The sequence below is a fragment of the Micromonospora citrea genome (assembly GCF_049629545.1).
In the GTDB taxonomy this organism is placed as follows: domain Bacteria; phylum Actinomycetota; class Actinomycetes; order Mycobacteriales; family Micromonosporaceae; genus Micromonospora; species Micromonospora citrea_A.
In genome coordinates, this window is the sequence record NZ_JBNADX010000004.1 from 252,547 (window position 1) to 277,672 (window position 25,126).

The window sequence follows — 25,126 nt, forward strand, 5'->3', positions numbered from 1 at the left end:
GTCGTACCACGACCCGGCGGGGCGCTCAGGTGGCGGTCGGCCGGGATTGCTGATAGCTCTTTTCAGGTGACCCTGCACCCGACGGGCGGCGACCCGACCCGGTTCGGCACCGAGGCGTTCTACGCCGCGCTCGGCCGGGCCTTCGTCGCCATGTGCGCGGTGGTGCCCTTCCTCTTCCTCATCGAGGCGCTCGACCAGGGGCTCGGCTTCGGCCTCGACGTCGCGGCCGGCATCATCCCGCTGCGCATCCAGGGGCTCGACGGGGTCTTCTTCTCGCCGTTCCTGCACCACGGCTTCGACCACCTCTACAGCAACAGCATCCCGCTGATCCTGCTCGGCACCTTCGTGCTGGCCGCCGGCACCCGGCGCTTCCTCTGGTCCACCCTGATCATCGTCCTGGTCAGCGGGCTCGGGGTCTGGTTCACCGGCGCGCCCAACTCGGTGGTGGTGGGCGCGAGCGGGGTCATCTTCGGCTACCTCGGCATCCTGCTCACCCGGGGCATCGTCGAGCGGAGCTGGTGGAACTTCGCCGTGGTGCTGCTGGTCGGCCTGCTCTACGGCTGGCAGCTGCTCGGCATCCTCCCCACCGACGAGCGCATCTCCTGGCAGGGTCACCTGTTCGGGCTGCTCGGCGGGGTCGTCGCGGCGATCCTGTTCCGGCGTCGCCGGCCCCAGGCGTACGGGCCGGACCACCCGGAATCCCCGCTCACCCTGCCCTGAGCCGCGCCGACCCGCCGGCACGCGGCGGGACTGGGACATGCTTGCCCGGCCGGGGTGGTGGGCCTACCGTCGGGATCAGCACGCGTTGATCCGCCAAGCGGAAAGCGACGGTACGCCCATGCGCGAGGTCGATGTCGCGGTGATCGGAGCCGGCCCGACCGGCCTCTTCGCGGCGTACTACGCCGGGTTCCGGGGGCTGTCCGTGGCGGTCGTCGACGCGCTGCCCGAGCCGGGCGGGCAGATCACCGCGATGTACCCGGAGAAGCTGATCCTCGACGTCGCCGGCTTTCCCGCCGTCAAGGGGCGGGACCTGGTGGCCAACCTGGTCGCCCAGGCCGCTCCCTTCCACCCGGAGTACCTGCTCGGCTGCCGCGCCGAGAAGCTCTCCCACGTCGACGGGCGGCCGGTGCTCGGCCTGGCCGGCGGCGAGCAGCTGCGCTGCGGGGCGGTGGTGGTCACCGGCGGGCTGGGCAGCTTCAGTCCGCGACCGCTGCCGGTGGCGGAGAGCTTCGTCGGCGGCGGGATCGTCTACTTCGTCCCGGAGCCGGCCGTGCTGGCCGGGCGGGACGTGCTGATCGTCGGCGGCGGCGACTCGGCCTTCGACTGGGCGGCGACCCTGCAACCGTTGGCCCGATCGGTGACCCTGGTGCACCGCCGGGAGCGGTTCCGGGCCCACGCCGCCACGGTCTCCCGGGTGCTGGCGTCGCCGGTCCGGGTGATCGTGAACGCCGAGGTGACGAAGCTGTACGGGGACGACACCGTCACCGCCGCCGAGATCACCGTACGCGGCGGGGCCGCCGAGACCCTGCCGGTCGACACGGTCGTCGCCGCGCTCGGCTTCACCGCCGACCTGGGCCCGCTCGCCGAGTGGGGGCTGCGGTTGGACCGCCGGCACATCGTCGTCGACAGCGCGATGGCGACCAACCTGCCCCGGGTCTTCGCCGCCGGGGACATCACCGAGTACCCGGGCAAGGTGCGTCTCATCGCCACCGGCTTCGGCGAGGCGGCGACCGCGGTCAACAACGCGGCCGTCGCCATCGATCCCACCGCCCACCTGTTCCCCGGCCACTCCTCCGACGCCGGCTGACCGCTCGATCCACACCGGAGAGTGGCCGGTTCGAGACCCGCCGCTGCCACGCTGAGCCGATGAGCGACAGTGGTTCGGCCCCCGACGGCGCGCCCACCGCACTGGCCTGGCTCGCGCGTCCGGTCACCCTGCTCGGCATGGCTGCCCTGGTCGTCAACGACCACGTGCTCAAGGCCGCGTTCCCCGGCCCGGTCACCGGCAAGGTGAGCGACGTCGCGGGACTGCTCCTCGCCCCACCGCTGGTCGCGGTGCTGCTCGCTCTGGCCGCGCCCCGACTGCCCGTCCGGGCGGCCGTCGTGGTCGGGCTGGTCACCGTCGGCGCGGGCTTCGCCATCGTCAAGACCAGTGGGTACGCCGCACAACTGGCGTCGGCCGCGTGGAGCGCGCTCGCCGGCCCGTCCCTGGTCCGGGCCGACGTCACCGACCTGCTCGCCCTGCCGGCGCTGGCCTTGGCCTGGTGGAGCTGGACGCGGGCCCGCCGCCACCCCGTGCGGTACCGGGCCGCCCGCCTTGTCCGGCTGCTCGTGGTGCTGCCGGCGGCGACGCTCGCGGTCGCCGCCACGAGTGCCGTGCACCATCCGTACGCGCTCGGCGCGGCCGTCGTCGACGGGCGGCCCGCCGTCTCCGTCGGGTCCGGCATGTCGGACACCTGGCCGGAAGGCTCCTCGGAGGGGCACTGGTGGGTCAGCGAGGACGGTGCCGCCACCTGGCGAGCCGCGTCGGAGGGGGAGCGGAGGCAGTGGCGTGGGCTCCCCGGCCAGCCACGGCGGCAGGCGTGTGTGCCCGCCTCCCCCGACCGGTGCTACCGGGTGGTGACCGGGCACCTGCGGGTCGAGGAGAGTGACGACGGCGGCCGGAGCTGGCGGACGGCGTGGGAGGTCTCCGACACCCGGCGCGAGCCGCTCGCCCGCCGTTACCCGGACCCGGGCGACGTGCGGCGGCACTTCTCGTCCCGGGAGGTCGCGGTCCACCTCACCGACGGCGGTCACGGGGTCGTGGTCGCCAACGGCCGGGACGGGTTCGTGGTGCGTCACCCCGACGGTCGCTGGGAGCGGGCCGGGTTTCCCGGTGAGCGCGGCTTCGACGGTCCGTTCTCCGACGGGCGACCGGCCCTCGGCGAGGGGCCGCCGGGGAGCCGGACGACCGACGCGGTGCTCGCCGCCGTCCTGTCGTTGAGCCTCGGCTTCCTGGTGTTCGTGGTGGCAGCCCACCTCTCCCTGCGCGGGCGTGCCGGCCGAGTGGGCTGGGCGGTGGCCGGTCACCTGTCGATGCTGCTGGTCTTCCTGCAGCTGGCGCTGCTCTGGCCACGAACCGACGACCTCGGGGTGGTGGCCGTCCTGGTCGTGGAGGTGGTGCCGCTCGGCGCGCTGGTCGCCTTCGGCCTGCTCGTCGTGGCGTGGCGTCGGGGGGCGCCGGACCGGTGGTCGAGGGAGGTGTTCGGGGCGTTCCTGCTCACCGTGCTCCTCGCCGGCCTGCCCGGCATCGGCTGGCTCTTCGGCGCGCCGCCCCGGACCTGGATGACCGTGTTGCTGGCTCTGCTCGCCACGGTCCCGGGCCTGCTCCTGGCCCGTCGGGCGAGCCGGCTGACGGAGCCGGTGCACCTGCGGGCCGAGTCCACGGACCCGCCGTGGCCGCTCCTGCGCGAGCCCGCCTCCGGCCGCTGAGGCGGCGGGTTCAGCCCGTCCGGGGCAGGCCGATGAGGTCGGCCATCAGCGCCGTCTGGTGGTCGAAGTACTCGTCCCGGTGCGGCACGGCCCGGTTCAGCCGGCCGAACAGCTCGAAGCTGATCAGCCCGAAGAGCTGTGTCCAGCCCGCCATGCCCCGGGCCAGCAGCGACTCCGGCAGGCCGGGGAAGAGCCCGGTGGCGATCTCGGCCAGGTCGGCGCGGACCGGCTCGGGCAGGTCGTCGTCGACGACGGTGAGCCGGCCGTCGGCGAACCCGTCACCGAGGATGCCGACCAGGATCGTCGGGGGGCGCTGCGCCGGCAGGACGGTGTCGTCGGGGGCGGCGTACCCGGGGACCGGGCTGCCGTAGAGCAGGGCGTACTCGGCGGGGTGGGCGAGCGCCCAGGCCCGGGCGGCGCGGCAGGCGGCGTGCCACCGGCCGCGCAGGTCGCGCCGGTCGACGGCGGCGTCGGCCGCCTCCACGGCGTCGCCGAGCGCGTCGTACGCCTCCAGGATCAGGGCAGTGAGCAGGTCGTCCCGGCTCGGGAAGTAGCGGTAGAGGGCCGAGGAGACCATGCCCATGTCCCGGGCGACCGCGCGCAGCGAGAGGTTGGCGCCGTCGGTGGCCAGGTGACGCCGGGCCACCGCCTTGATCTCGTCGATCATCTCGGCGCGGACCCGGGCGCGGATGGAGGGAGCGGACATGCGCCCACTCTGCCACGGATCGGAGCGGCAATCAAAAGAGAGAGCACCGCTCTTGACGGCACGGGTCGACGGCGGGCATGCTGGGGTGGCAACAACGAGAGCGCCGCTCTCGGTTCGTACTCATGCTTCGGAAGGTGTTCCCATGTCGCTGCACGTGATCGTCGGAGCCGGCCCGGTCGGCACCGCCACCGCCCGGCTCCTCGCCGGCCGGGGCGAGCAGGTCCGGGTCGTCACCCGGCGCGGCACCGGGCCGGAGCACCCGGCCGTCGAGCGGGTCGCCGCCGACGCCGCCGACCCCGGCCGGCTCACCGCCCTCACCGAGGGCGCGACCGCGCTGTACAACTGCGCGAACCCCGCCTACCACCGCTGGCCCACCGACTGGCCGCCGCTGGCCGGGTCGCTGCTCACCGCCGCCGAGCGGACCGGCGCGGTGCTCGCCACGGTCGGCAACCTCTACGGGTACGGCCCGGTCGACGGTCCGATGACCGAGGCCACCCCGCTCGCCTCCACCGGCACCAAGGGGCAGGTCCGCACCCGGATGTGGGCCGACGCGCTCGCCGCCCACCGGGCCGGCCGGGCCCGGATCACCGAGGTGCGCGGCTCCGACTACCTCGGCGCCGGAGGCACGTCGCTGGCCATGATGGTGCTGCCGCGGGTCCTCGCCGGGCGGCGGGTGTTCCTGCCGGTCAACTGGGACGCCCCGCACACCTGGACCTACATCGACGACGTCGCCCGTACCCTCGTCACCGCCGCCGGCGACGAGCGGGCCTGGGGACGCGCCTGGCACGTGCCGAGCGCACCCGCCGTGTCGATGCGCGACCTGGCCACCCGGGCGGCGGCCCTGGTCGGCGCGCCCGCGCCGAAGCTGACCCGGATGCCCTACCCGGTGCTCTGGCTCGGCGGCCTGGTCGACCCGATGGCGCGCGAACTGCGCGAGACCGCCTACCAGTTCGACCGGCCGTTCCTGATGGACTCGACGGCGGCCACCACCACCCTCGGCGTGGCGCCGACCCCGTTGGACCGGGCGGTCGAGGAGATCGTCGAGGCCCTGCGCCGCTGAACCGGGCGCGGGTCAGCGGCGCGGCGTCGGCCCGAGCGCCGCCACCAGCACCGCGACCAGGGTCAGCGCCGCGCCGGCCAGGGTCGCCGGCCCCGGACGCGAGGCCGCGGTCGGCAGGAGCAGGTCCAGCAGCACGGCCCCGACGACCTGCCCGGCGATGGTGGCCAGGCCGAGCAGCAGCACCCCGGTGAAGCGGACGATCGCCGCCGCGATCGCGATGAAGACGATGCCGATCGGGCCGCCCAGGTAGAGCCAGGGCTCGCCCGGGAAGGCGCCGGCCGGGCGGCCGCGTACCGCCACCTCGACGGCGAAGGTGGCGAGCAGGGCCACCGTGCCGACGGTGAAGTTGACCAGCGTGGCGGTCAGGGCGCTGCCGGTGGCCGCCCGGACCCGGCCGTTGACCGCCTGCTGCCAGGCGATGGCCACCCCGGCCAGCAGCGGCAACGCGGCCAGCGCCAGCGTCCGCGGGTCACCGAGCCGGTCACCCACCGCCAGCAGCACGGCGAGCACGGTCAGCACCGCGCCGGCCAGCCGGGCGGTGGTGACCGGCTGGCGGCCCGCCGGGCCCACCCCGGCCCGGTCGACGGCGAGGCTGCTGGCCGACTGGCCCGCGACCACGGCCACGGTGAAGACCGCCACCCCCAGGGTGCCGATGGTGAGCCCCTGGGTGGCGACCAGGAAGGCGCCGCACACCCCGCCCAGGCACTGCCACGGGCGCAGCGACCCCGCGCCCAGCGCCGCCCGCAGCTCGCGCAGCCCCCGCCGTCCGCCCGGGACGTTGGGTACCAGCACCACCAGCACCAGCAGGCCCAGCCCGAACGAGACCACCGCGGCGGCGATCCCGTCGGCCAGGCGTACCCCCAGCTCGCCGTTGATCCGGGACTGCACGGCCACGGCGACACCCGACGCGGTCGCCAGCCCGACGCCGCTGATCCGCCGGGACGCCGGGACGGTCGGACGGACCGCCGTCCCGGTCGCGGTCACTCCTGTTCGGCCAGCGGCCGGCCGTCGAAGTCGATGGCCGAGTAGAGGGCCAGCTTCTCCAGCCGGTGGTACGAGTCGATCACCCGGATCGTGCCGCTCTTGGACCGCATCACGATCGACTGGGTGTACGCCCCACCGGCCCGGTACCGCACGCCGCGCAGCAGGTCGCCGGAGGTGACACCGGTGGCGACGAAGAAGCAGTTGTCGCCGGTGACCAGGTCGTCGGTGCCGAGCACCCGGTCCAGGTCGTGCCCGGCGGCCAGCGCCTTCTCCCGCTCCTCGGCGTCGCGCGGCCAGAGCTTGGCCTGCATCGCCCCGCCCATGCACTTCAGCGCGCAGGCGGAGATGATGCCCTCCGGGGTGCCGCCGATGCCCATCAGCACGTCGACGTCGGACTCGCCCCGGGCGGCGGCGATCGAGCCGGCGATGTCGCCGTCGGAGATGAACCGGATCCCCGCCCCGGTACGCCGGATCTGGTTCACCAGGTCGTCGTGGCGGGGCCGGTCCAGGATGCAGACCGTGACCTCGGAGACGTCGGTGCCCTTCACCTTGGCGATCCGGCGGATGTTCTCCGCCGGCCCGGCGTCGATGTCTACCACGTCGGCGTACATCGGCCCGACGGCCAGCTTCTCCATGTAGAAGACCGCGCTCGGGTCGAACATCGCCCCCCGCTCGGAGACGGCGAGCACCGCCAGCGCGTTCGGCATGCCCTTGCTCATCAGGGTGGTGCCGTCGACCGGGTCCACCGCGACGTCCACCTCGGGACCGCTGCCGTCACCCACCTCTTCGCCGTTGAAGAGCATCGGCGCGTTGTCCTTCTCGCCCTCGCCGATCACCACCACCCCGCGCATCGGGATCGAGTTGATCAGCTTGCGCATCGCGTCGACGGCTGCCCCGTCGCCGCCCTCCTTGTCACCCCGGCCGACCCACCGGCCGGCGGCCATGGCCGCGGCCTCGGTGACCCGGACCAGGTCGAGGGCAAGGTTGCGGTCGAGATCCTGCGGGATCCGCGTCCTGGTGTTGGTCATACGGCTTCCTCCTCGCGACGTTGCGGGGTGGACCGGCAGGGTCGGCGTCGCCGCTGCCGGCTGTGTCGCTGATCCTCACACGATGCCAGGTCCGCTGCCGGAGCGGGGCGGAGGTGGGCCGGATCTCCCCGGCCGGGACGGCTGCGAGAATGAACCGGTGGAACCCGCACAGCCTGCCGACCGCGTACCCGCCGATCCGACCCCGCCGGACGGCCAGCCGCCGCTGACCCCGCCCGGGGCGACCGATGCGGCGGCCGGGACCCGGCCCCCGACCGGCCCGGGGGTGTCGGACGCCGAGCCGGCCGGGGCGGAGGCGGCGCTGGTCGAGACGCCGACCGGCGCGGCCCCCTCGGAGCCGGCGCTGGTCGAACCGGACCAGGCAGACACGGACGTGCCGCCCGCGCGCCCGGTGGGCCGCCCGGCCGGCCGGGAGAAGCCCCGCTCCGAGCGCTCGCCCCGCGACATGGCGCTGTCGCTGCTGGTGCTGCTCGTGCCGATCGCCCTGCTGCTCGCCTTCTACCGGGGCTTCCTCGGCGGCGAGCAGCCGACCGTCGTCGACACCGCCCCCGCCTACGAGCAGGCCCGCTCGGCGAACGCCTTTCCGGTCAGCGAGCCGGTCGAACTGGGCTCCGGCTGGCGTACGGTCAGCGCCAGCTACCGCACCGTCGAGGGCGGCGCCAACCTGCGCGTCGGCTACCTCACCCCGGAGGGGCGGGGGGTCCAGCTCGTACAGAGCAACGTCCCGCCGGAGAAGCTGCTGCCCAACGAGCTGACCGCCCAGGGGCAACCGCAGGGCCCCACCGACGTCGGCGGGCGCAACTGGCAGCGGTACACCGGCCGGGGCAACGACCAGGCGCTGGTGCTGCTCGAACCGGACCGCACCGTGATCGTGGTCGGTGACGCGCGGGAGAACGAGCTGCGTCAGCTCGCCGGGGCGCTGCGCTGACACCCCTCAGCCGGCGTCGTCCCACCACGTGCCGTCGCGCATGAGGTCCCGGATCGTCCGGGACCTCGCTCGGGGCCAGCATGCGCGGTGATGCGGTCATCGGGCATCTTTCCCCGGGCCGCCCGGGTGGCCCCGACGCCGGCTGACCGCCGGTGCACCGGACAGGGATTGCCGAACGCGGCGTCAGGGAACAGAAGGTACGCGACCTCGCCGGTCCGCTCGCCTCGGCCGGACGGGACTCGTGCGCCGGGGCAGGAGCAGGGCCCCGACGCCACGCCTCCGGCGCCCGCGTGGGCCGGACGATCCTTGAGAGGTTCACGTGACCATTCGGCGATTCAGCGCGGCGGTCTTCGCCGCGACGCTCCTCACCCCTGGTCTGGCCGCCTGCAACAGCACCGGGACCGGCGAGGCGGGGGCCTCCGCGTCCCCCACGGTCTCCGGCAGCGCCTCGCCCGGCGCCACCGGCGCGGTGAGCGGGGACGCCAAGCAGGCCCTGCTGAACTCCACGAACGAGATCCGCAACGGCAACTTCCGGTTCCGCATGTCCGGCGCCGGCTCGACCGCCGAGGGGCAGGTGCACGAGCCGAGCCAGAGCGCCGAGATGCGCGTCATGATCGGCGACGCGTCCTCGGACCTGATGATGAAGCTCGACCTGATCCACTACAAGCCGGACAGCTGGGTCAAGCTGGAACTCGGCGGCAGCTCCGCCAACAGCGTCCCCGGCGTGCAGAAGCTCAACCTCGGCAAGTACCAGCACCTCGACCAGAACCGGATCAAGGGCAACAAGGCGCTGGGCTTCGACTTCGAGAAGATCGACCCGGCCGGCAGCGAGGTGCTGACCCAGGGGATCACCGAGGTCCGGCAGACCGGCGAGGGCAGCTACGCCGGCACGCTCGACGTCTCGAAGGCGGCCGAGGCCGGGTCGGTGGACCAGTCGGTGATCACCGCCCTCGGCCAGCAGGCGAAGTCGGTGCCGTTCACCGCGAAGCTCGACCCGCAGGGCCGGCTCAGCGAGATGGTCGTCCAGATCCCGGCGGCCGGCCGGAACGCCGCCCAGGAGATCAAGGTCACCTACTCCGACTACGGCAACGCCACCGCAGCCCAGAAGCCGCCGGCCGACCAGGTGGTCGAGGCGCCGCAGGAGTTCTACAACCTGTTCAACTGATCCGTCGACGGCGGCGGGGTGGCCCGGCCGTCCCGCCGCCGCCGTGCTCAGGAGTCGGCGGTCTGGCGGGCGGCGTCGATCCGGGCCCGCGCCCCGTCCAGCCAGCGCTGGCAGATCGCGGCCAGCTTCTCGCCGCGCTCCCAGAGCGCCAACGACTCCTCCAGCGACGTGCCGCCGGCCTCCAGCTTCTCGACCACCTGGGCCAGCTCGGCGCGGGCCTGCTCGTAACTGAGCCGTTCGTCCTGCTTCTCGTCCGCCATCACGGCTCCCTCGGTTCGTCGACGGTCGCGGTCAACTCGCCCTCGGCGAGGCGTACCCGCAGCGGATCCCCCTTGGCGACCTCGCCCGCGGCGCGGACCACGTGGCCGTCCGCGCGCTGCACGATCGCGTACCCGCGGTCGAGGGTGGCGGCGGGGGAGAGGGCGCGCAGCCGGGCCAGGGTGTGCCGCAGGTCCTCGCCGGCGGCGCCGAGCCGGTGGTCCAGGCAGCGGCCCGTCCGGTCGCGCAGCGCGGTCACCTCGGCGGCACGCTGGTCCACCATCACCTGCGGGCGGGACAGCACCGGGCGGGACCGCAGCAGGTCGAGGCGGTGCCGCTCCCGGTCGACCAGGTTGCGGACCGCGCGTTCCAGCCGGGACCGGGCCTGGCCGATGAGGCGTACCTCCTCGGTGAGGTCCGGGACGACCCGCTTGGCCGCGTCGGTGGGGGTGGACGCGCGCACGTCGGCGACGTAGTCGACCAGCGGTGTGTCCGTCTCGTGGCCGATCGCGCTGACCACCGGCGTACGACAGGCGAAGACCGCCCGGCAGAGCGCCTCGTCGGAGAAGGGCAGCAGGTCCTCGATGCCGCCGCCGCCCCGGGCGATGACGATCACGTCGATGGTCGGGTCGGCGTCGAGCACCTTGAGCGCGTCCACGATCTGCGGCACCGCGCCCGGCCCCTGCACCGCCACGTTGACCGTGCGGAACTCGACCGCCGGCCAGCGCCGCCGGGCATTGGTGAGCACGTCCCGCTCGGCCGCCGAGGCCCGGCCGGTGATCAGCCCGATCCGCTGCGGCAGGAACGGTGGCCGGCGCTTGCGCGCCCGGTCGAAGAGCCCCTCGGCGGCGAGCAGCTTCTTGAGCTTCTCCAGCCGGGCCAGCAGCTCGCCGAGCCCCACCTGGCGGATCTCGTCGGCGCGCAGGCTGAGCGTGCCCCGCGCGGCGTAGAACTCCGGCTTGGCGTGCAGCACCACCCGGGCGCCCTCGCGCAGCTCCGGCGCGCCGGAGTCGAGGACGTCCCGGTTGGTGGTGACGGTGAGGCTGAGGTCGGCGGACGGGTCGCGCAGGGTGAGGAAGACGGTGCCGGCGCCGGGCCGGCGGCTGATCTGCGCGACCTGCCCGTCCACCCAGACCCAGCCGAGCCGGGCGATCCAGGCGCCGACCTTCTGGCTGACCACCCGGACCGGCCAGGGCTCCTCCGGGGTGCTGCGCGGGGCGTCGGTCACCCGCCCACCCTACGGTCAGGCTCCGACGACCGGCGGCAGGCCCGACCGGGGTCGCGGCCTCTGCCGGCGCGGACGCCGCCACGTACGATGGTCGGGTGACTCAGGCTGAGACGACTCCCCGGACCGGCAAGCGCGTGCTCCTGGCCAAGCCCCGCGGCTACTGCGCGGGCGTGGACCGGGCGGTGCAGACCGTCGAGGAGGCGCTCAAGCTCTACGGCGCCCCGATCTACGTGCGCAAGCAGATCGTGCACAACAAGCACGTCGTGCAGACCCTGGAGGCCCAGGGCGCGATCTTCGTGGAGGAGAACGAGGAGGTGCCGGAGGGCGCCACCGTCATCTTCTCCGCGCACGGCGTCGCCCCCGAGGTCTACGAGCAGGCGAAGGCGCGCTCGCTGAAGGCGATCGACGCCACCTGCCCGCTGGTGACGAAGGTGCACCAGGAGGCCAAGCGGTTCGCCGCGGAGGACTACGACATCCTGCTCATCGGCCACGAGGGGCACGAGGAGGTCGTCGGCACCGCCGGTGAGGCTCCCGCGCACATCCAGCTCGTCGACGGCCCGGACGGCGTCGACAAGGTCACCGTGCGCGACCCGAACAAGGTCGTCTGGCTCTCCCAGACCACCCTGTCGGTGGACGAGACGATGGAGACCGTGGCCCGGCTCAAGTCCCGGCTGCCGCTGCTCCAGTCGCCGCCCAGCGACGACATCTGCTATGCCACCTCCAACCGGCAGCACGTGGTCAAGGAGATCGCCCCGGAGTGCGACGTGGTGCTCGTCGTCGGCTCGCGCAACTCCTCCAACTCGGTGCGCCTGGTCGAGGTGGCCCTGGACGCGGGCGCCCGCGCCGGCCACCTGGTGGACTTCGCCCACGAGATCGACGACGCCTGGCTGGCGGGGGCCACCACCGTCGGCCTGACCTCCGGCGCGAGCGTGCCGGACGAGCTGGTGCAGCAGGTGCTGACGCACCTGGCCGAGCGGGGCTTCACCGACGTGGACGAGGTGGTCACCGCCAACGAGCGGCTGACCTTCTCGCTGCCGCAGGAACTCAAGCGCGACATGAAGGCCGCGGCGGCGGTTCGGGGCTGACATCCGGAACGGATGGGCCGCGCGGCGCGTCCGAGTGGGTATGAAGACTCCTCGGATGGCCCTCGCCGCGCTGGTCGCCTGCGCGGCGCTGACCGCCTGCGGCGGCCAGGACGCCGGCGACGGGACGGGTTCCCCCAGCCCCTCGGAAGGATCTCCGGTGACCAGCATGCCCAGCACCGACCCGGCCGACCCGACCGGTCCGAGCGCGCCGCCGCCGAGCGCCCCGGCGACCGCGCTGCCGCCGACGAAGCGCCCGACCCCCGGGCCCAGCCTGCCGCCGGGCCCCGGAGCGCACACGATCTCCGGCACCGTCGAGGCCGGCGTGGAGCCCGGCTGCCTCATGCTCGACGGCTTCCAGCTCGTCGGCGGCCCCCGTGACGTGCTCACCGCGGGCGCGAAGGTGACGGTCACCGGCAAGCCGCAGCCCGACATGCTGACCACCTGCCAGCAGGGCATCCCCTTCACCGTGGAGTCCGCCCGCCGGTCCTGAGCCCGCCCCGTCGCCACGACGGCGGGAAAGGGCAGGAGCCCGTCCCCGGGTGGGGACGGGCTCCTGGTGGAACCGAGGCGATCGGGTGACCGCGGTCAGCGGGTGTTCAGTTCACCGCGCCGATCGCGACCGAGCCGCGGCCGACGACCGCACCCTCGGTGGTGGTCACGGCCAGGTCGCCGTAGAGGGCCCGGCCGGCGGCCGGAGCGGACTGGGCGGTCACCGTACCGGTGAGGGTGGCGGTGTCGCCGTTCTGCAGCGCCAGCGGGGTGGCCGGCGCGGAGAGCGTGCCCAGCGACGGGGCCGAGAACGAGTCCCGGTAGTCGTAGGCGGTGCTGGTGCCCGGGCCGTCCACGGCGTACCCGTCGACCACGACCCGGTAGGTGCCCGGAGTGGGGTTGGTCAGGGTGACCGCCTCCTCCGAGTCACCGTCGGCCGAGATGCCCACCCGGGTGGCGCCCAGGAAGACCGACAGGTCCAGGTCGGCGCCGAGGTTGGCGGTGTTGCCGATCCGGGCGGTGAAGGTGGTCGCGCCGGCCGGCACGTCCACGGTCCACTCCTGCTGCGCGCCCTCGGCGATCGTCGGCCGCTCCGCGTGCACGCTGGCGAGCGGACCGCCCTGGCCGGTCACCGCGACCGGACCGAAGGTGTTGGTCAGGTCCCAGCTCACCTCGGTCGGGGTCCCGGCGGTCACCGACGGCAGCTCGATGACGGCCGGCTCGACCTTGACGCCCTGCACCCGGGCCTGGAGCTGGAACGGGTTGTTCAGCGACGGGGACGTACGCCGCGCCTCCACCTCGATCTCCCAGACACCCGGGATCGGGTTCTGGTAGTCCCGCTCCTGCGGCTTGCAGGTCGCCGGGTTGGAGAAGTTGGTGAAGCAGGCGAGGCTGGAGGTGCTCTCCACCGGGACGCCGTACGGGTTGATCGCGATGAACCGGGTCTGCGAGCCGGTGGCGATGCCGGAGAGGTTGACCTGGAGCGCGCCCGCCCCGGCCGGCACGGTCACGAAGTACGAGGTGAAGCTGTTCCGGTCGACCGTGCCCTCGGTGGAGAAGGAGTAGGCCGGCTTCTTCACGTCGTTGGCGGCGACCACCACGGTGGAGACCTCGAAGTCGATCACCGAGGTGGCCGGGTCGTCGATCGTCAGCAGCGCGCCGTGCGCGCCGGCGGTACGCGGCTTGGCGACCACGTTGACGGTGACGGCTTTGTTCAGCGGCAGCACCACCGACTTCGGCGCCCTGAAGGTGCCGTCGTTGCCGCGTAGCGCGACCGAGTGCCGGACGTTGCCGGCCGGGCCGCTGGTCCGGGTGACCTTGACCTTGTACGTCTTGGTCTGGTTGACCTTCTGGCCGCCCTGGCCGGAGGCGCACCGGTTGTAGACGCCGGTGCCCCGGTCCGGGTTCGGCACGAACCTGCCGGTGCCCGAGTCGTAGCGGGTCAGGTTCTCCGACAGCTCGGTGCAGACCGGCGCGTCCGAGGTGTACGAGCGGGTCTCGACACCCTTGCTGAGCAGCTTCCAGGCCCCCGGCACGTGGAACATGCCGTAGCCCTGGGCGTACGTGGCGACATCCTTGATCGGCTTCGCCGAGGTGTAGATGGCCCGGCGCAGCGCGGCCGGGGTGACGCCCTGGTCGTTCGCCTTGGCGGCGGAGAGCAGCAGCGCGGCGGCGCCGGCGGCCTGCGGCGAGGCCATCGAGGTGCCGTTGAGCATCTGGTAGCCCGGCGGCAGCGTGTAGCCGGCCTCGACCGGGACGTTGCCCGGCTGCCAGGTCGGCGCGGTGGCGATCGCCGAGCCGGGGGCGGCGATGTTCGGCTTGAAGCCGCCGTCCTCACGCGGACCGCGCGAGGAGAAGTTGAACAGCGCGTTCTCCTTGCGCACCACCGAGCCGTAGTTGGCCAGCCAGGTGTCCTTGCTGATGCTGGCGGCGACGCTGACCACGTTGGAGGCCACCGACGGGTCGCCGATCGTGTTCAGGCCCGGGCCGGAGTTGCCGGCCGAGATGAACATCTGCACGCCGTACGTGGTGATCAGGTCGTTGTAGAGCTGGGCGCGGGCGTTGGAGCCGTCGTTGAGCGCCGGGAGGCCGCCGATCGACATGTTGACCACGTCGACCTTGCGGTTGATCACCAGGTCGGCCATGCCGGTGGTGAGCGCGGCGGCGGTGCAGCCGCCACCCCAGGAGCAGGCGCGGGCGGAGACCAGCTTGGCGCCGGGGGCCGCGCCGTCGAAGGCGCCGTTGCCCATCATGTCGTTGGCGGCGGTGATGCCGGCGACGTGCGTGCCGTGGGTCGACTCGATGATGCCGATGTTGACGTAGTCGACCAGGCCGGGGCCACCCACCGGGGCGGTGTCGACGTCCTCGCGGTACTCGACCACGAACGGGATCTGCTCGCGGACGGCGGTTGCCGGGTTGTCCGTGCCGAAGTGGCCGACCTGGAACTTCTCCTTGTACGGGCGCATCGGCTCGTCGTCGGTGAAGTCACGGTTCTGGTTGGCGTCCACCCGGATGTCGTGGGTGGTGCTGTCGTAGAGGATGCCGAACGAGTCGGTGGTGTCGCCGTCGCGGTTGACGTCGCCCGCCGGGTCGCTGCCGGCCGTGATCGACTCGCGGAAGGTGGCGAACCGGTAGGTGCCGGCGGGGGCCGTCCAGGCGGCGCCGCCGACGGTGAAGGCCGGGCCGGTCACCTCGGTGATCATCGCCCGCCAGGTGGCGTCCTCCAGCGGGTCGGTGGCGGTGACCCAGTCGACGATCTTGCGCTCGCCGGTGGTGGTCTTCTGCAACGCCGGCTGGTCGAGGTCCACGCCGGAGTCCATGATGCCGATGGTCACCCCGCGCCCGTCCCACTCCGGGTGGGCGGCCTTGAAGGCCTCGGCACCGGTCTCGTTGGTCGGCATGTACGGGTTGACCGCGCCGGTGCCGGCACCCGGGCCGGCCAGGGTCTCGCCCTGCGCGGCGGTGCGGGCGCCGGCCGGCGTGGCCTCGATGACCGGGTCGGGGAGCTGGATGGTCTCGTCGAGGTCGACCGCGGCGACGCCGGGGAGCGTGGCGGCCTTCAGGGCCTTGCCGGTGGGGACCTTCGCCAGGACGTAGCCGATGGAGTCGAAGCGCTGGCTGACCGAGCCGCCGAGCTTCTTCATCGCGTCGGCGACGTCCTTCGCCTCACCCTTCTCGGTGGCGACGATCAGCGTGACGGTCGGGGCGTGCTTCGCCTCGGCCTCGGCGAGCAGCTTGGCGTCGTGCGCGCCGAGCGTCTCGACGGCGTTGGCGGTGGCGTCCGGGGTGGTGGTCGCGGGGGCGGCGCTCGCGGTGGCGGCGCCGCCCGCACCGGTCATGGCGCCGGCTGCCACGACCGAGGCGAACAGGCCGGCGGAGGTACGCCGGCGCAGGTTGCGGGGTTTGCTCACGTTCTCTTTCCTCCAGAGAACAGGGCCCTGAGATGACAGGGCACGCGTGAGCGAATCCTTTGTGCTGCGTAGCTCCGGTGTCACTACCGACTGGTAAGTTGTGACCCCATCGTGACATGCACGGGTGCGCACTGTCACATGGGAACTGCTAGATGGACCGCTCCATGGTGGACGGACCGTCGAGCAGCTCGGGCGCCTGCGGCTGCCGGGGCGTCAGCTCCACCTGCGCCGGCGTCGTCAGCTCCTGGTCGGAGACGCCCAGCTCGGCCAGCTTGCGGGCGCTGACCAGCACCCGCGCCTCCAGCGAGCCGACCGCCCGGTTGTAGGCGGTCACCGCCCCGCCCAGCGACGCGCCCAACTTGCCGACGTGCTCGCCCAGGGTGGACAGTCGGCCGTACAGCTCGCGGGCCAGCGAGTGCACCGCGACCGCGTTGCGGGCCAGCGCCTCCTGCCGCCACGAATAGGCCACCGTGCGCAGCATCGCCACCAGGGTCGCCGGGGTCGCCAGCACCACGTTGCGGGCAAAGGCGTGTTCCAGCAGGGTCGGGTCGCGCTGCAACGCCACGTCCAGGAACGGGTCGGCGGGCACGAAGAGCACCACGAACTCCGGCGTCGAGTCGAAGGCGGCCCAGTACGACTTCGCGGCCAGCGCGTCCACGTGTGCCCGCAGGTGCCGCGCGTGCGCGTCCAGGTGGGTGTCGCGCCCCCGCTCGTCGCGCGCCTCCATCGCCGTCAGGTACGCGTCGAAGGGCGCCTTGGCGTCCACCACCACCGTCCGGCCGCCGTGCAGCCGGACCACCAGGTCGGGGCGTACCCCCTGGTGGTCGGTGGCGGCGGTGACCTGCTCGCTGAAGTCGCAGTGCTCCAACATGCCGGCCGCCTCGACGATCCGCCGGAGCTGGTGCTCGCCCCACCGACCGCGCACCTGCGGGGCACGCAGCGCGGCCACCAGCTGCTTGGTCTCGGTGCGCAGCTCGCCGGAGACCGTGCTCATGGCGCGTACCTGCTCGCGCAGCTCGGCGTAGGCGTCCACCCGGTCGCGCTCCAGCTCACCCACCCGCTGCTCGTACCGGCGGAGGGTGTCGTGCAGCGGGGCGACCGCGCGGGCCACCGCCTCCTGGGACTGGGCGGTGGCCTCGTAGCTGAGCGCCCGCATCGACTGCTCCAGCCGTCCCTCGCCCTCCCGGGTGGCCGCCAGGGTGGCCTCCAGCCGGGCGATCTCCGCCGCCGACCGGGCCCGGGCCAGGTGCCAGCCGCCGACGCCGCCGACGGCGAGACAGACGACCACCACGGCCAGCGTCGACAGGTCCATCCCCAGAGCATGCCAAAGGGGTACGACCTGCGCCTGGCGGGTACGTTCGGCGGCATGGAACTTCTGCTCGTGGCGATCCTCGTCGTCCTGCTGGTCGGCGGGCTCGTCTGGTGGCGGCGGGAACAGGCCGCCCGCGAGGCGCGCAGCCTCGCCGACGTCCGGGCCGACGCCCAACGCTGGTACGAGCGCCTCGGCGGCCAGGTGATGAACCTGCACGGCGACGCCCCGGCCGTACGACAGGCGCTGGTCGACGCCGCCGAGCGCTACAACGCCGCCGGCAGCCAGCTGGAACAGGCGCGGACGGTCCACCAGTACCGGCTGGCCCGGGAGACCGCCCTCGAGGGCCTGGCGTACGCGCGGGCGGCCCGGGTGGCGCTCGGCCTGGACCCGGGTCCCGAGCTGCCGCCGCTGGCCGCCGCGCAGGGCACCGGGGAGTTGACCAGGGAACGCCAGGTGCAGGTGCAGGGGCAGACCTTCAAGGCCGGACCGCAGCCGGGCCGGGACACGCCGTACTACTACCCGGGCGGGCGGCTCCAGGGCCGGCCGGTGCCGGCCGGCTGGTACTCCACCCCGTGGTGGAAGACGGCGCTCGGCGCCGGCGCCGGGGTGATCGGCGGCATGCTGATCGCCGACGCGCTCTTCTCCCCGGCCTTCGCCGATCCCGGCTACGGCTCCGAGGCCGGCTACCAGGAGGGCTTCGGCGACGGCGCCGACCAGGGCGCCGGCGATCAGGGTGGCGACGTCGGCGGGGACCAGGCGGCCGACTTCGGCGGGACCGCCGGGGACTTCGGTGGCGGTGACTTCGGCGGCGGCGACTTCGGTGGCGGCGACTGGTGAGCCGCTGCGGGCGGGCCCGCTGAGGGACGCCTGGTCCGGCCCGCGCCTCGCCGCGCCGCGCCGCACGGCGATGTCGCGCCGCCCCACCCGCACGGCGACGCCGATCTCCACCCGACACGGCGACGAAGGGCCCCGGTCACACGGACCGGGGCCCTCGTCGTACCGGTGGATCAGCCGGTGTTGCGCATGCCGGCGGCGATGCCGTTGACCGTGGTGAGCAGCGCCCGCTCCAGGGCCGTGCCGTCGCTCGGGGCGCGCCGGCCGCCCGGCGCGGTCGCCACCGCCCGCCCGGCCGCGCCGGAGTCCCGGTACTGCCGCAGCAGCGCCACCTGGAGGTGGTGCAGCGGCTCCAGGTAGGTGTCCCGCACCGCGAGGGTGCGCTGGAGCACCGGGGAGTTCTCCAGCAGGGCCGGCGCGGAGGTCACCGCCAGCACCTCCTGCTTGGTCAGCTCGTACTCCTGCTCGATCTTGTCGAAGATCGGGTGCAGCTTCTTCGGGACCAGCGTCTCCACGTAGCGGCGGGCGATGGCCAGGTCGGTCTTGGTCAGCATCATCTCGACGTTCGACAGGAACGTGCGGAAGAAGTGCCAGTTGCGGTTCATCTCGGCGAGGACGTCCTCCAGGCCGGCCGCGCGGGCCGCCGCGAGCCCGGAGCCCACCCCGAACCAGCCGGGCACGATCTGCCGGGTCTGCGTCCAGCCGAACACCCACGGGATGGCCCGCAGGCCGGACAGCCCGGCCCCGGTGTTCGGCCGCTTCGCCGGCCGGGAGCCGATGTTCAGCGCGCCGAGCAGCTCCGTCGGGGTCGACGCCCAGAAGTAGGCAGGCAGGTCCGGGTCCTCCACCAGCGACCGGTACGACCGGTACGCCGACTCGGATACCACGTCCATCGCCGCGTCCCAGCGCTCCAGCATCTCGGCCGGCTGCCGCGGCGCGGTGTGCAGCAGCGTCGCCTGGAGCACCGCGGCCACCGTCAGCTCCAGGTTCTCCCGGGCCAGGGCGGGCAGCGTGTACTTGTCGGAGATGACCTCGCCCTGCTCGGTCACCTTGATCGCGCCGTCCAGCGTGCCGTACGGCTGGGCCAGGATCGCCTCGTGGGTGGGGCCGCCACCGCGACCCACCGTGCCGCCCCGGCCGTGGAAGAGCCGCAGGTGTACGCCGTGCCGGGCGGCCACGTCACGCAACGCGCGCTGCGCCCGGTGGATCGACCACTGGCTGGTGGTGATGCCGGCCTCCTTGTTGGAGTCGGAGTAACCCAGCATCACCTCCTGCACGTCGCCCCGGGCCGCGACCAGCGCCCGGTACGCGGGAAGGGACAGCAGCTCGTCCAGCAGCTCGCCGCCGGCGTTCAGCTCGGCCGGGGTCTCCAGCAGCGGCACGATGCCGATCCGGGCCCGGCCGCTGTGCACGTCGATCAGGCCGGCCTCGCGGGCCAGCACCACGGCGGCGAGCACGTCGTCCACGCCCAGGGTCATCGAGATGATGTACGACTCGATGACCTCGGCGCCGAACCGGTCCTGCGCCTCCCGGATCGTCGCGAACACGTCGAACGTCTTCTGCGCGCTCTCGGTCAGCGGGGTGTCCAGGGTGGAGAGCGGCCGGCGGCCGGTCAGCTCGTCGGCGAGCAGCTTGGTGCGCTCCAGCCGGGTCAGCGACGGATAGTCCGACACCTCGCCGACGGCCGTGTAGAGCTGGGCGAGCACCTCGTGGTGCTTCTCGGCGTGCTCCCGGACGTCCATCGTCGCCAGGTGCAGACCGAACGCGGAGACCGTACGGATGGTGGAGGCGAGCCGCCCGACGGCGGTGAGCTGCCCGGAGTTGCGGGCCAGCGAGGCGCGCAGCAGCTCCAGGTCGGCGATCAGCTCGGCCGAGCCGCGGTAGTCGCGCCCCGGTACGTGCGCGGTGCCGGTGCGCAGCCGCTCCCGGGTGTTGGCCAGCTTCGCCTTCACACAGCGGGCCTTGAGCCGGTACGGCTCCTCGGCGTTGACCCGGCGGAACCGGGGGGCCACCTCGGGCAGCGCGTCCAGGTCGGCGGCGAGGCTGGCGGAGAGGTCGAGGGAGACCGCGCGCAGCCGACGGGACACCGAGACCTCGTTGATGAGGTGGTCCATCGCCTTCTCGGTGGCCGCGATGCCGTGCTCGTGCTGGATGCGCAGCACCTCACGGGTGACCGTCGGGGTGACGAACGGGTTGCCGTCGCGGTCACCGCCGATCCAGGTGCCGAAGGTCAGCGGGCGGGACGTCGGCGAGGTCTCCACACCCAGGGTGCGCAGCGTGTCGGCGAGGTCGTCGAGCACCTGCGGGGCGGCCTCGGCGTACAGGTCGCGCAGGTAGTAGATGGCGTTGCGGGCCTCGTCGGTCGGGTCGGGCCGGTCCAGCCGCAGCTCGTCGGTCTGCCACATCAGGTCCAGCAGCTCGGCCAGTCGACGGTTGGCGGGCCCCTCGTCGCTGGCCCCGTAGAGGATGGCGTTGCTGGTCTCGGTGTCCAGTTCGTCGGCGATGGCGCGCAGCTTGGACAGGATGGACCGGCGGGCCGCCTCGGTGGGGTGGGCGGTGAACACCGGGCGTACCGCGAGCCGGCGGGCCGCCGCCGCGATCTCCTCGGCCGGCACCCCGCGCTCGGCGATCATCTTGGCCGCCTGGTCCAGCCAGCCGCCGTGCATGGCCCGTCGGCGGCGCAGGTCCCGCGCCCGGTGCACCTGCTCGGTGATGTTGGCCAGGTGGAAGTAGGTGGAGAAGGCGCGGGCCAGCTTCGTGCCGGTGGTCACGTCCAGCCCGCCGAGGCGCTGCGCGGCGGCCGGGGCGTCGGAGCGGACCTGGGCGCGGATCTCCTCGACCAGGTCGAGCAGGGGCCGGCCCTCCTGCCGGGCCAGGGTCTGGCCGAGCAGGGTGCCGAGGCGGCGGATGTCGGCCCGGAGAGCGGCGTCGGGCCCGTCGTGGTCGTGCTGGTCGGTCACCATGCGCTCCTTACGTGAGTACGAAGGACAGCGCTGTCCGACTCCATGGATCGTATCGGTGCAGACCCCCCGGCAAGGAGGGGGTCCGGGATGTCGCCTTCCCCACGGTCACGGCCGGCCGGAGACCTTGACGGGGCGTCCGCCGGCCCGCCGGCCCCGCACCAACGCGGCGGTGAGCAGCCCGACCACCCCGAGGACGGTCCAGACCAGCAGCCCCGCCAGCGGCCAGCGTCCGGCCCGCAGGTCGAAGTAGACCGCGGACTTGAGCAGGTCGGTGGCGAGGCCGGGGACGTTCCACCGGTGCATCCCGCGCAGCACGGCGGGCAGGAACTCCGGCGCGTAGACGCCGCCCGAGCCGGGGTTGCCGAGGACGACCAGCAGCAGGATGACCAGGCCGGTGCCGAGCAGCCCCAGCCAGCCCTGCACGGCGGCGGCGACCATCCCGGCGGTGAGGACGGTGAGCACGCCCACCGCGGCGACCGCCGGCAGGTCGTGGTCCCAGACGCCGAGCACCGGCCCGACCAGGACCGCGCCGATGACGCCGAGCAGCACGGCGTGCACGGCCAGCGAGGCGATCCGCAGCCCGGCGCGGCGCAGGTCGCGCGGGGTGGTGCCGAGCGAGATGCCGAGCGCGGTGGAGGCCAGGTAGCCGCCGAGCACCAGGCCGACGGCCAGGTAGAACGGCACCAGCCCGCGCGGGTCGTCGGCGGAGACGGGCACCTGGTCGGTCACCTCGAGCGGGATCTGCGCCTGCTGCGCGGCCCGGTTCAGCACGTCGACGACGACCCCGGTGGCGGCCGGGGCGGACGCGCTGGCGGTGCTGAGGAGCAGCGCGCCGTCGGGGGTGGAGGTGAGCACGGCGTACACCTCGCGGGCAGTCAGGCCGTCGTCGGCCTCGCCCGGGGTGTCGTACTGGATCGGCTCGATCGTGTCGGTGCGGCCGCGCACCGCGGCCAGCACCGCCTGCGCGCGCTGGTCGCCGAGGACCACCCCGACGGGGACGTCGCGGGGATCCGGCTTGTGCAGGGCGCCCACGTACGCCGCGATGAAGGCGACGGCCAGTGCCAGGGTGCCGGCCAGCAGCACCGCCGTGCGGGGCAGCCAGTCGCGGTACCGCTGCTCCTCATCCACGTCGTCAGCCTATTGCCGGATATAACGGATCATGTGAGTTTTGGTCGCCCGGCCTGCCAGGCCGGCCCCGGTGGCCGGCTCGGTCGCCGTCGGTAGCCTCCCGGCATGACGCTCCCGAGCTATCCCCCCAAGCCGCGGCCCGGCGACCGGGTCGCGGTCGTCTCACCCTCGGCCGGCCTGCCGGGCGTCTTCCCCCACGTTCACGAGCTGGGTCTGCGCCGGCTGCGCGAGGAGTTCGGCCTGGAACCGGTCGAGTACCCGACCACCCGCCAGGTGGGCGCCGACCCACGGGAGCGGGCCCGGGACGTCACCGCCGCCTTCGCCGACCCGACGGTCACCGCCGTGCTCGCCACCGTCGGCGGGGACGACCTGATCACCGTCACCCCGTACCTGGACGACGACGTGCTGCGGGCCAACCCGAAGCCGTACTTCGGGTACTCGGACAACACCAACGTCCTCAACCACCTGTACCGGCTCGGCATCGTGGCGTACCACGGCGGATCGGTGCTGGTGCACCTCGGCCGGCCCGGCAGGCCGCACCCGCTGACCTTCGACTCGCTGCGCGCCGCCCTCTTCGACACCGGCTGGTACGACCTCACCCCCGCACCGGAGTGGGGCGACCGGCCGAACCCCTGGACGGAGCCGGAGACGCTGGCGTACGAGCCGGAGATGCTCCCGGGCACCGGCTGGCGCTGGCAGGGGCCGGCCTGGGTGGTGCGGGGGCGGACCTGGGGCGGCTGCCTGGAGATCCTGCACTGGCTGATGGCCGTCGACCGGGTCCCGACCGCGGCGGAGCTGGCCGGGTCGGTGCTGGTCGTCGAGACCTCCAACGAGCTGCCCGACGCGCAGGAGGTCTTCCGGATCGTGCGCAACATGGGGGAGCGCGGGCTGCTCGCCGCCTTCCCGGCGGTCGTGGTGGGCCGGCCGAAGGCGTGGGACTTCGATCACCAGCTCTCCGTGCCGGAGCGGCTGGCCTGGGGCGAGGCGCAGCGGGAGGCGATCACCCGCGCGCTCGCCCCCTACCACCCGGACGCGGTGGTGGTCTTCGACGTCGACCTCGGCCACACCGACCCACAGCTGATCATCCCGTACGGCGGGGAGATCGTGGTGGACGCGGTCGAGCGCCGCATCTCGGTCCGGTACTGACCGGGGTGCCGCGCCGGCCGGGCCGGGCGGCGGTGATCAGCCGAGCACGGCGAAGGCGCGGACGGGAAAGGTGCCCATGCCGGCCACCATCGGCGGGGCGGCGGTGAAGCGGAACCCCTCCGGCGGCAGGGCGTCCAGGCCGGTCAGGTGCTCCACGATCGGGATGCCGGCGGCCAGCAGCGTGCTGTGCGCCGGACGCTCGCCCCGGGCCTCCGGGCCCATGTCGTCGATGTTGATCGAGTCGATGCCGACCAGGGTGGCGCCCGACTCGGCCAGGGCCTGCGCCCCGTCGCCGGTCAGGTAGGGCGCCTCCGGCGCGCCGTACCGGTCGGTGCCGAAGTGCGCGGACCAGCCGGTGTGCAGCAGCACCGCCCGGCCGGTCACGTCGTACGGCGCCAGCAGCAGCCGGTCCACCGCCCGCGTCCCGGCCGGTACGCGGACCACGACACCGGGCAGCTCGGCGAGGCGGTCCAGCGGGATTCCGGTGAGGTCCGCGCCGTCGGCGTACCGGTGCGCCGGGGTGTCCAGGTAGGTGCCGGTGTTGGCGATCATGTCGATCCGGCCCACCTGGAACTCGGTGCCCGGGGCGTAGTGCGCCCGGGACGCCTCCCGGGTCAACCACTCGGTGATCCGCGGCGTCGGCCAGCCGGGCAGGGTGGTCGTCCCGTCCGCGATGACGTGGCTCAGCTCGACCAGCCGTCGGGCCCCGGACCCGCTGCCGGCGGCCGGCCCGGCGACGCCCCGGCCGCCCTTGTGCGGCTCCTCGACGATCGTCTTGTTGCTGATCCGCACCTCGCCGACCATCAGCAGCCCGAGATGCCGGACGAGCAACGCGGCGAGGTCGTCGTCGCTGATCTCCCGTCCGGCGATGTCGAGCCGGAATCCGTCGGTCCGCAGACCGCCTCCGTTGGCGAACGTGATCTCGGCGTCGAACTGCGCCCGGTACTGCCCCGTCATGGGCCCAGCCGACCACGCCGGACCCGCCCGGTCAAGATCCTTCCCGGTACGCCCGGTGACCCCACCGCGCTCGGGACGCCGCGCGGATCACGCGGGGTGTGCGCGGTGCCCGAGGTAGCGGGACCGGCCCGTGCCGGCCGGCAGCGTCCACGACCGGGGTCGCGGCGTCAGACGATCCGGCAGCGGCCGGCGCTGAAGTGCGCGACCGCCGCCAGGATCTCCGATTCCGGCCGGTCCGCGAAGTTCAGGGTGGCGACCAGCCCGGAGCCGTAGAAGGCGCTCAGCAGCCCGCTGTCCAGCGCGGTGAACGTACCGAGGTTCTGCAGGGCGCGCTCGTCGTAGGGCTTGACGACCAGCATCTTCTCCAGGCTCCACCGGCGGCGGGAGATCTGGGCGACGGCCTCCCAGGGCAGCCAGACCGCCTGCCCCCGGGTCGGCCGGGTGCGGATCCAGAGCCCCGCCGGGCCCAGCGCCAGCACCGGGCCGCCGGAGCCGATCAGCCAGAGCTGGACGGCCAGCGGCACGGCGACCAGGACCAGCACGCAGCCCACCATGGCGAGCAGGCCGGCCACGACGCCGCCGCGGGCCTGCCCGTCGGTGCCGCCCAGGACGCCGACGCCGAGGACACAGACGATCGGGACGAGCAGCACCGACACGACCCCGCCCATGACCAGGGCACGCCGGGCTACGTTGGGTCGGACGACGAACGGCTGGTCCTCCGGGATGCGCTTGGTCACCGGCGCGGGCGGGGGCGGGGGCCGGTGTCCCGGCGGCAGAGCGCCGTACGGATGCTGCGAGGGCTGGCCGTACGGCGGCTGTGGGGGCGGGCCGTACGGCGGCTGTGGGGGCGGGCCGTACGGATGCTGCGAGGGCTGGCCGGACGGCGGCCAGGGTGGCGGGGTGGTCACCGGGGCGCTCCCACTGCTGCGCGGACAGGAGGGCCAGCCTACGGGCCG

The 25,126-nt window shown here is 73.8% G+C and carries 21 protein-coding genes; 10 read left to right on the forward strand and 11 right to left on the reverse strand.

The features are described from left to right. Positions 1–66: 66 nt before the first annotated feature. The 3 genes from ACPFP2_RS07405 to ACPFP2_RS07415 all read left to right on the forward strand — a co-directional run bounded on the left by ACPFP2_RS07405 (position 67) and on the right by ACPFP2_RS07415 (position 3,471). A complete protein-coding gene (locus tag ACPFP2_RS07405; protein ID WP_424087386.1) occupies positions 67–720 on the forward strand; it encodes a rhomboid family intramembrane serine protease in 654 nt (217 codons plus the stop codon). A gap of 118 nt (positions 721–838) precedes the next feature. Further along, positions 839–1,807 (forward strand): NAD(P)/FAD-dependent oxidoreductase, encoded by a 969-nt coding sequence (locus tag ACPFP2_RS07410; RefSeq protein ID WP_424087388.1) that lies wholly within the window; start codon positions 839–841, stop codon positions 1,805–1,807. A gap of 59 nt (positions 1,808–1,866) precedes the next feature. After that, complete coding sequence (locus ACPFP2_RS07415; RefSeq protein WP_424087390.1) at positions 1,867–3,471, forward strand: hypothetical protein; 1,605 nt, start codon at positions 1,867–1,869, stop codon at positions 3,469–3,471. A gap of 10 nt (positions 3,472–3,481) precedes the next feature. On the opposite strand, the gene ACPFP2_RS07420 is transcribed toward ACPFP2_RS07415, so the two are convergent. Continuing rightward, positions 3,482–4,177 carry a TetR/AcrR family transcriptional regulator gene (locus ACPFP2_RS07420; RefSeq protein ID WP_424087391.1) on the reverse strand — a complete coding sequence of 232 codons (696 nt, stop codon included), beginning with the start codon at positions 4,175–4,177 and terminating at the stop codon, positions 3,482–3,484. Between the two features lie 142 nt (positions 4,178–4,319). Between ACPFP2_RS07420 and ACPFP2_RS07425 the strand changes: the two genes are divergently transcribed. Continuing rightward, the gene (locus ACPFP2_RS07425; RefSeq protein ID WP_424087393.1) at positions 4,320–5,237 is read left to right on the forward strand and encodes an NAD-dependent epimerase/dehydratase family protein; all 918 of its coding nucleotides are present in this window, start codon (positions 4,320–4,322) and stop codon (positions 5,235–5,237) included. Between the two features lie 12 nt (positions 5,238–5,249). Here ACPFP2_RS07425 and ACPFP2_RS07430 read toward each other — a convergent pair whose 3' ends face one another. Together ACPFP2_RS07430 and glpX are read right to left on the reverse strand one after the other, a co-directional pair. Further along, a complete protein-coding gene (locus ACPFP2_RS07430) occupies positions 5,250–6,221 on the reverse strand; it encodes a DMT family transporter (protein ID WP_424087395.1) in 972 nt (323 codons plus the stop codon). After that, positions 6,218–7,249 carry a class II fructose-bisphosphatase gene (glpX, locus tag ACPFP2_RS07435; protein WP_424087397.1) on the reverse strand — a complete coding sequence of 344 codons (1,032 nt, stop codon included), beginning with the start codon at positions 7,247–7,249 and terminating at the stop codon, positions 6,218–6,220. Before glpX ends, ACPFP2_RS07430 begins: the two co-directional genes overlap by 4 nt. A 157-nt stretch (positions 7,250–7,406) precedes the next feature. On the opposite strand from glpX, the gene ACPFP2_RS07440 reads away from it, so the two are divergent. Together ACPFP2_RS07440 and ACPFP2_RS07445 are read left to right on the forward strand one after the other, a co-directional pair. Further along, the gene (locus ACPFP2_RS07440; protein ID WP_424087398.1) at positions 7,407–8,195 is read left to right on the forward strand and encodes a DUF4245 family protein; all 789 of its coding nucleotides are present in this window, start codon (positions 7,407–7,409) and stop codon (positions 8,193–8,195) included. Positions 8,196–8,514: 319 nt separating this feature from the next. Beyond that, the gene (locus ACPFP2_RS07445; RefSeq protein WP_424087400.1) at positions 8,515–9,360 is read left to right on the forward strand and encodes a hypothetical protein; all 846 of its coding nucleotides are present in this window, start codon (positions 8,515–8,517) and stop codon (positions 9,358–9,360) included. A gap of 47 nt (positions 9,361–9,407) precedes the next feature. On the opposite strand, the gene ACPFP2_RS07450 is transcribed toward ACPFP2_RS07445, so the two are convergent. Further along, entirely contained in the window at positions 9,408–9,620 is a 213-nt protein-coding gene (locus ACPFP2_RS07450) for an exodeoxyribonuclease VII small subunit (protein ID WP_424087401.1), read from the reverse strand. Continuing rightward, on the reverse strand, positions 9,620–10,846 hold the full coding sequence (gene xseA / locus ACPFP2_RS07455) for an exodeoxyribonuclease VII large subunit (protein WP_424087403.1): 1,227 nt from the start codon (positions 10,844–10,846) through the stop codon (positions 9,620–9,622). Before xseA ends, ACPFP2_RS07450 begins: the two co-directional genes overlap by 1 nt. Positions 10,847–10,941: 95 nt before the next feature. On the opposite strand from xseA, the gene ACPFP2_RS07460 reads away from it, so the two are divergent. Both ACPFP2_RS07460 and ACPFP2_RS07465 read left to right on the forward strand, forming a co-directional pair. Then, the gene (locus ACPFP2_RS07460) at positions 10,942–11,931 is read left to right on the forward strand and encodes a 4-hydroxy-3-methylbut-2-enyl diphosphate reductase (RefSeq protein WP_424087405.1); all 990 of its coding nucleotides are present in this window, start codon (positions 10,942–10,944) and stop codon (positions 11,929–11,931) included. 40 nt (positions 11,932–11,971) lie between these two features. Beyond that, positions 11,972–12,421: a hypothetical protein gene (locus tag ACPFP2_RS07465; protein WP_424087407.1), complete on the forward strand. Its 450-nt coding sequence runs from the start codon at positions 11,972–11,974 to the stop codon at positions 12,419–12,421. A gap of 106 nt (positions 12,422–12,527) precedes the next feature. Here ACPFP2_RS07465 and ACPFP2_RS07470 read toward each other — a convergent pair whose 3' ends face one another. Together ACPFP2_RS07470 and ACPFP2_RS07475 are read right to left on the reverse strand one after the other, a co-directional pair. Further along, positions 12,528–15,830: a S8 family serine peptidase gene (locus ACPFP2_RS07470; protein ID WP_424087409.1), complete on the reverse strand. Its 3,303-nt coding sequence runs from the start codon at positions 15,828–15,830 to the stop codon at positions 12,528–12,530. Positions 15,831–15,978: 148 nt separating this feature from the next. Continuing rightward, positions 15,979–17,142, reverse strand: coding sequence for a DNA recombination protein RmuC (locus ACPFP2_RS07475; RefSeq protein ID WP_424087410.1), 1,164 nt, complete (start codon positions 17,140–17,142; stop codon positions 15,979–15,981). Positions 17,143–17,196: 54 nt separating this feature from the next. Between ACPFP2_RS07475 and ACPFP2_RS07480 the strand changes: the two genes are divergently transcribed. Continuing rightward, the gene (locus ACPFP2_RS07480; protein ID WP_424087411.1) at positions 17,197–17,979 is read left to right on the forward strand and encodes a hypothetical protein; all 783 of its coding nucleotides are present in this window, start codon (positions 17,197–17,199) and stop codon (positions 17,977–17,979) included. Between the two features lie 170 nt (positions 17,980–18,149). On the opposite strand, the gene ppc is transcribed toward ACPFP2_RS07480, so the two are convergent. Then, positions 18,150–20,936, reverse strand: coding sequence for a phosphoenolpyruvate carboxylase (gene ppc / locus ACPFP2_RS07485; RefSeq protein ID WP_424087413.1), 2,787 nt, complete (start codon positions 20,934–20,936; stop codon positions 18,150–18,152). Positions 20,937–21,044: 108 nt separating this feature from the next. Further along, complete coding sequence (locus tag ACPFP2_RS07490) at positions 21,045–22,067, reverse strand: hypothetical protein (RefSeq protein ID WP_424087415.1); 1,023 nt, start codon at positions 22,065–22,067, stop codon at positions 21,045–21,047. 105 nt (positions 22,068–22,172) lie between these two features. Between ACPFP2_RS07490 and ACPFP2_RS07495 the strand changes: the two genes are divergently transcribed. Continuing rightward, positions 22,173–23,213, forward strand: coding sequence for a S66 family peptidase (locus ACPFP2_RS07495; RefSeq protein ID WP_424087417.1), 1,041 nt, complete (start codon positions 22,173–22,175; stop codon positions 23,211–23,213). 36 nt (positions 23,214–23,249) lie between these two features. Here ACPFP2_RS07495 and ACPFP2_RS07500 read toward each other — a convergent pair whose 3' ends face one another. Then, positions 23,250–24,170 carry a cyclase family protein gene (locus ACPFP2_RS07500; RefSeq protein ID WP_424087419.1) on the reverse strand — a complete coding sequence of 307 codons (921 nt, stop codon included), beginning with the start codon at positions 24,168–24,170 and terminating at the stop codon, positions 23,250–23,252. Positions 24,171–24,337: 167 nt separating this feature from the next. Beyond that, positions 24,338–25,078 carry a hypothetical protein gene (locus ACPFP2_RS07505; protein ID WP_424087420.1) on the reverse strand — a complete coding sequence of 247 codons (741 nt, stop codon included), beginning with the start codon at positions 25,076–25,078 and terminating at the stop codon, positions 24,338–24,340. Positions 25,079–25,126 lie beyond the last annotated feature (48 nt).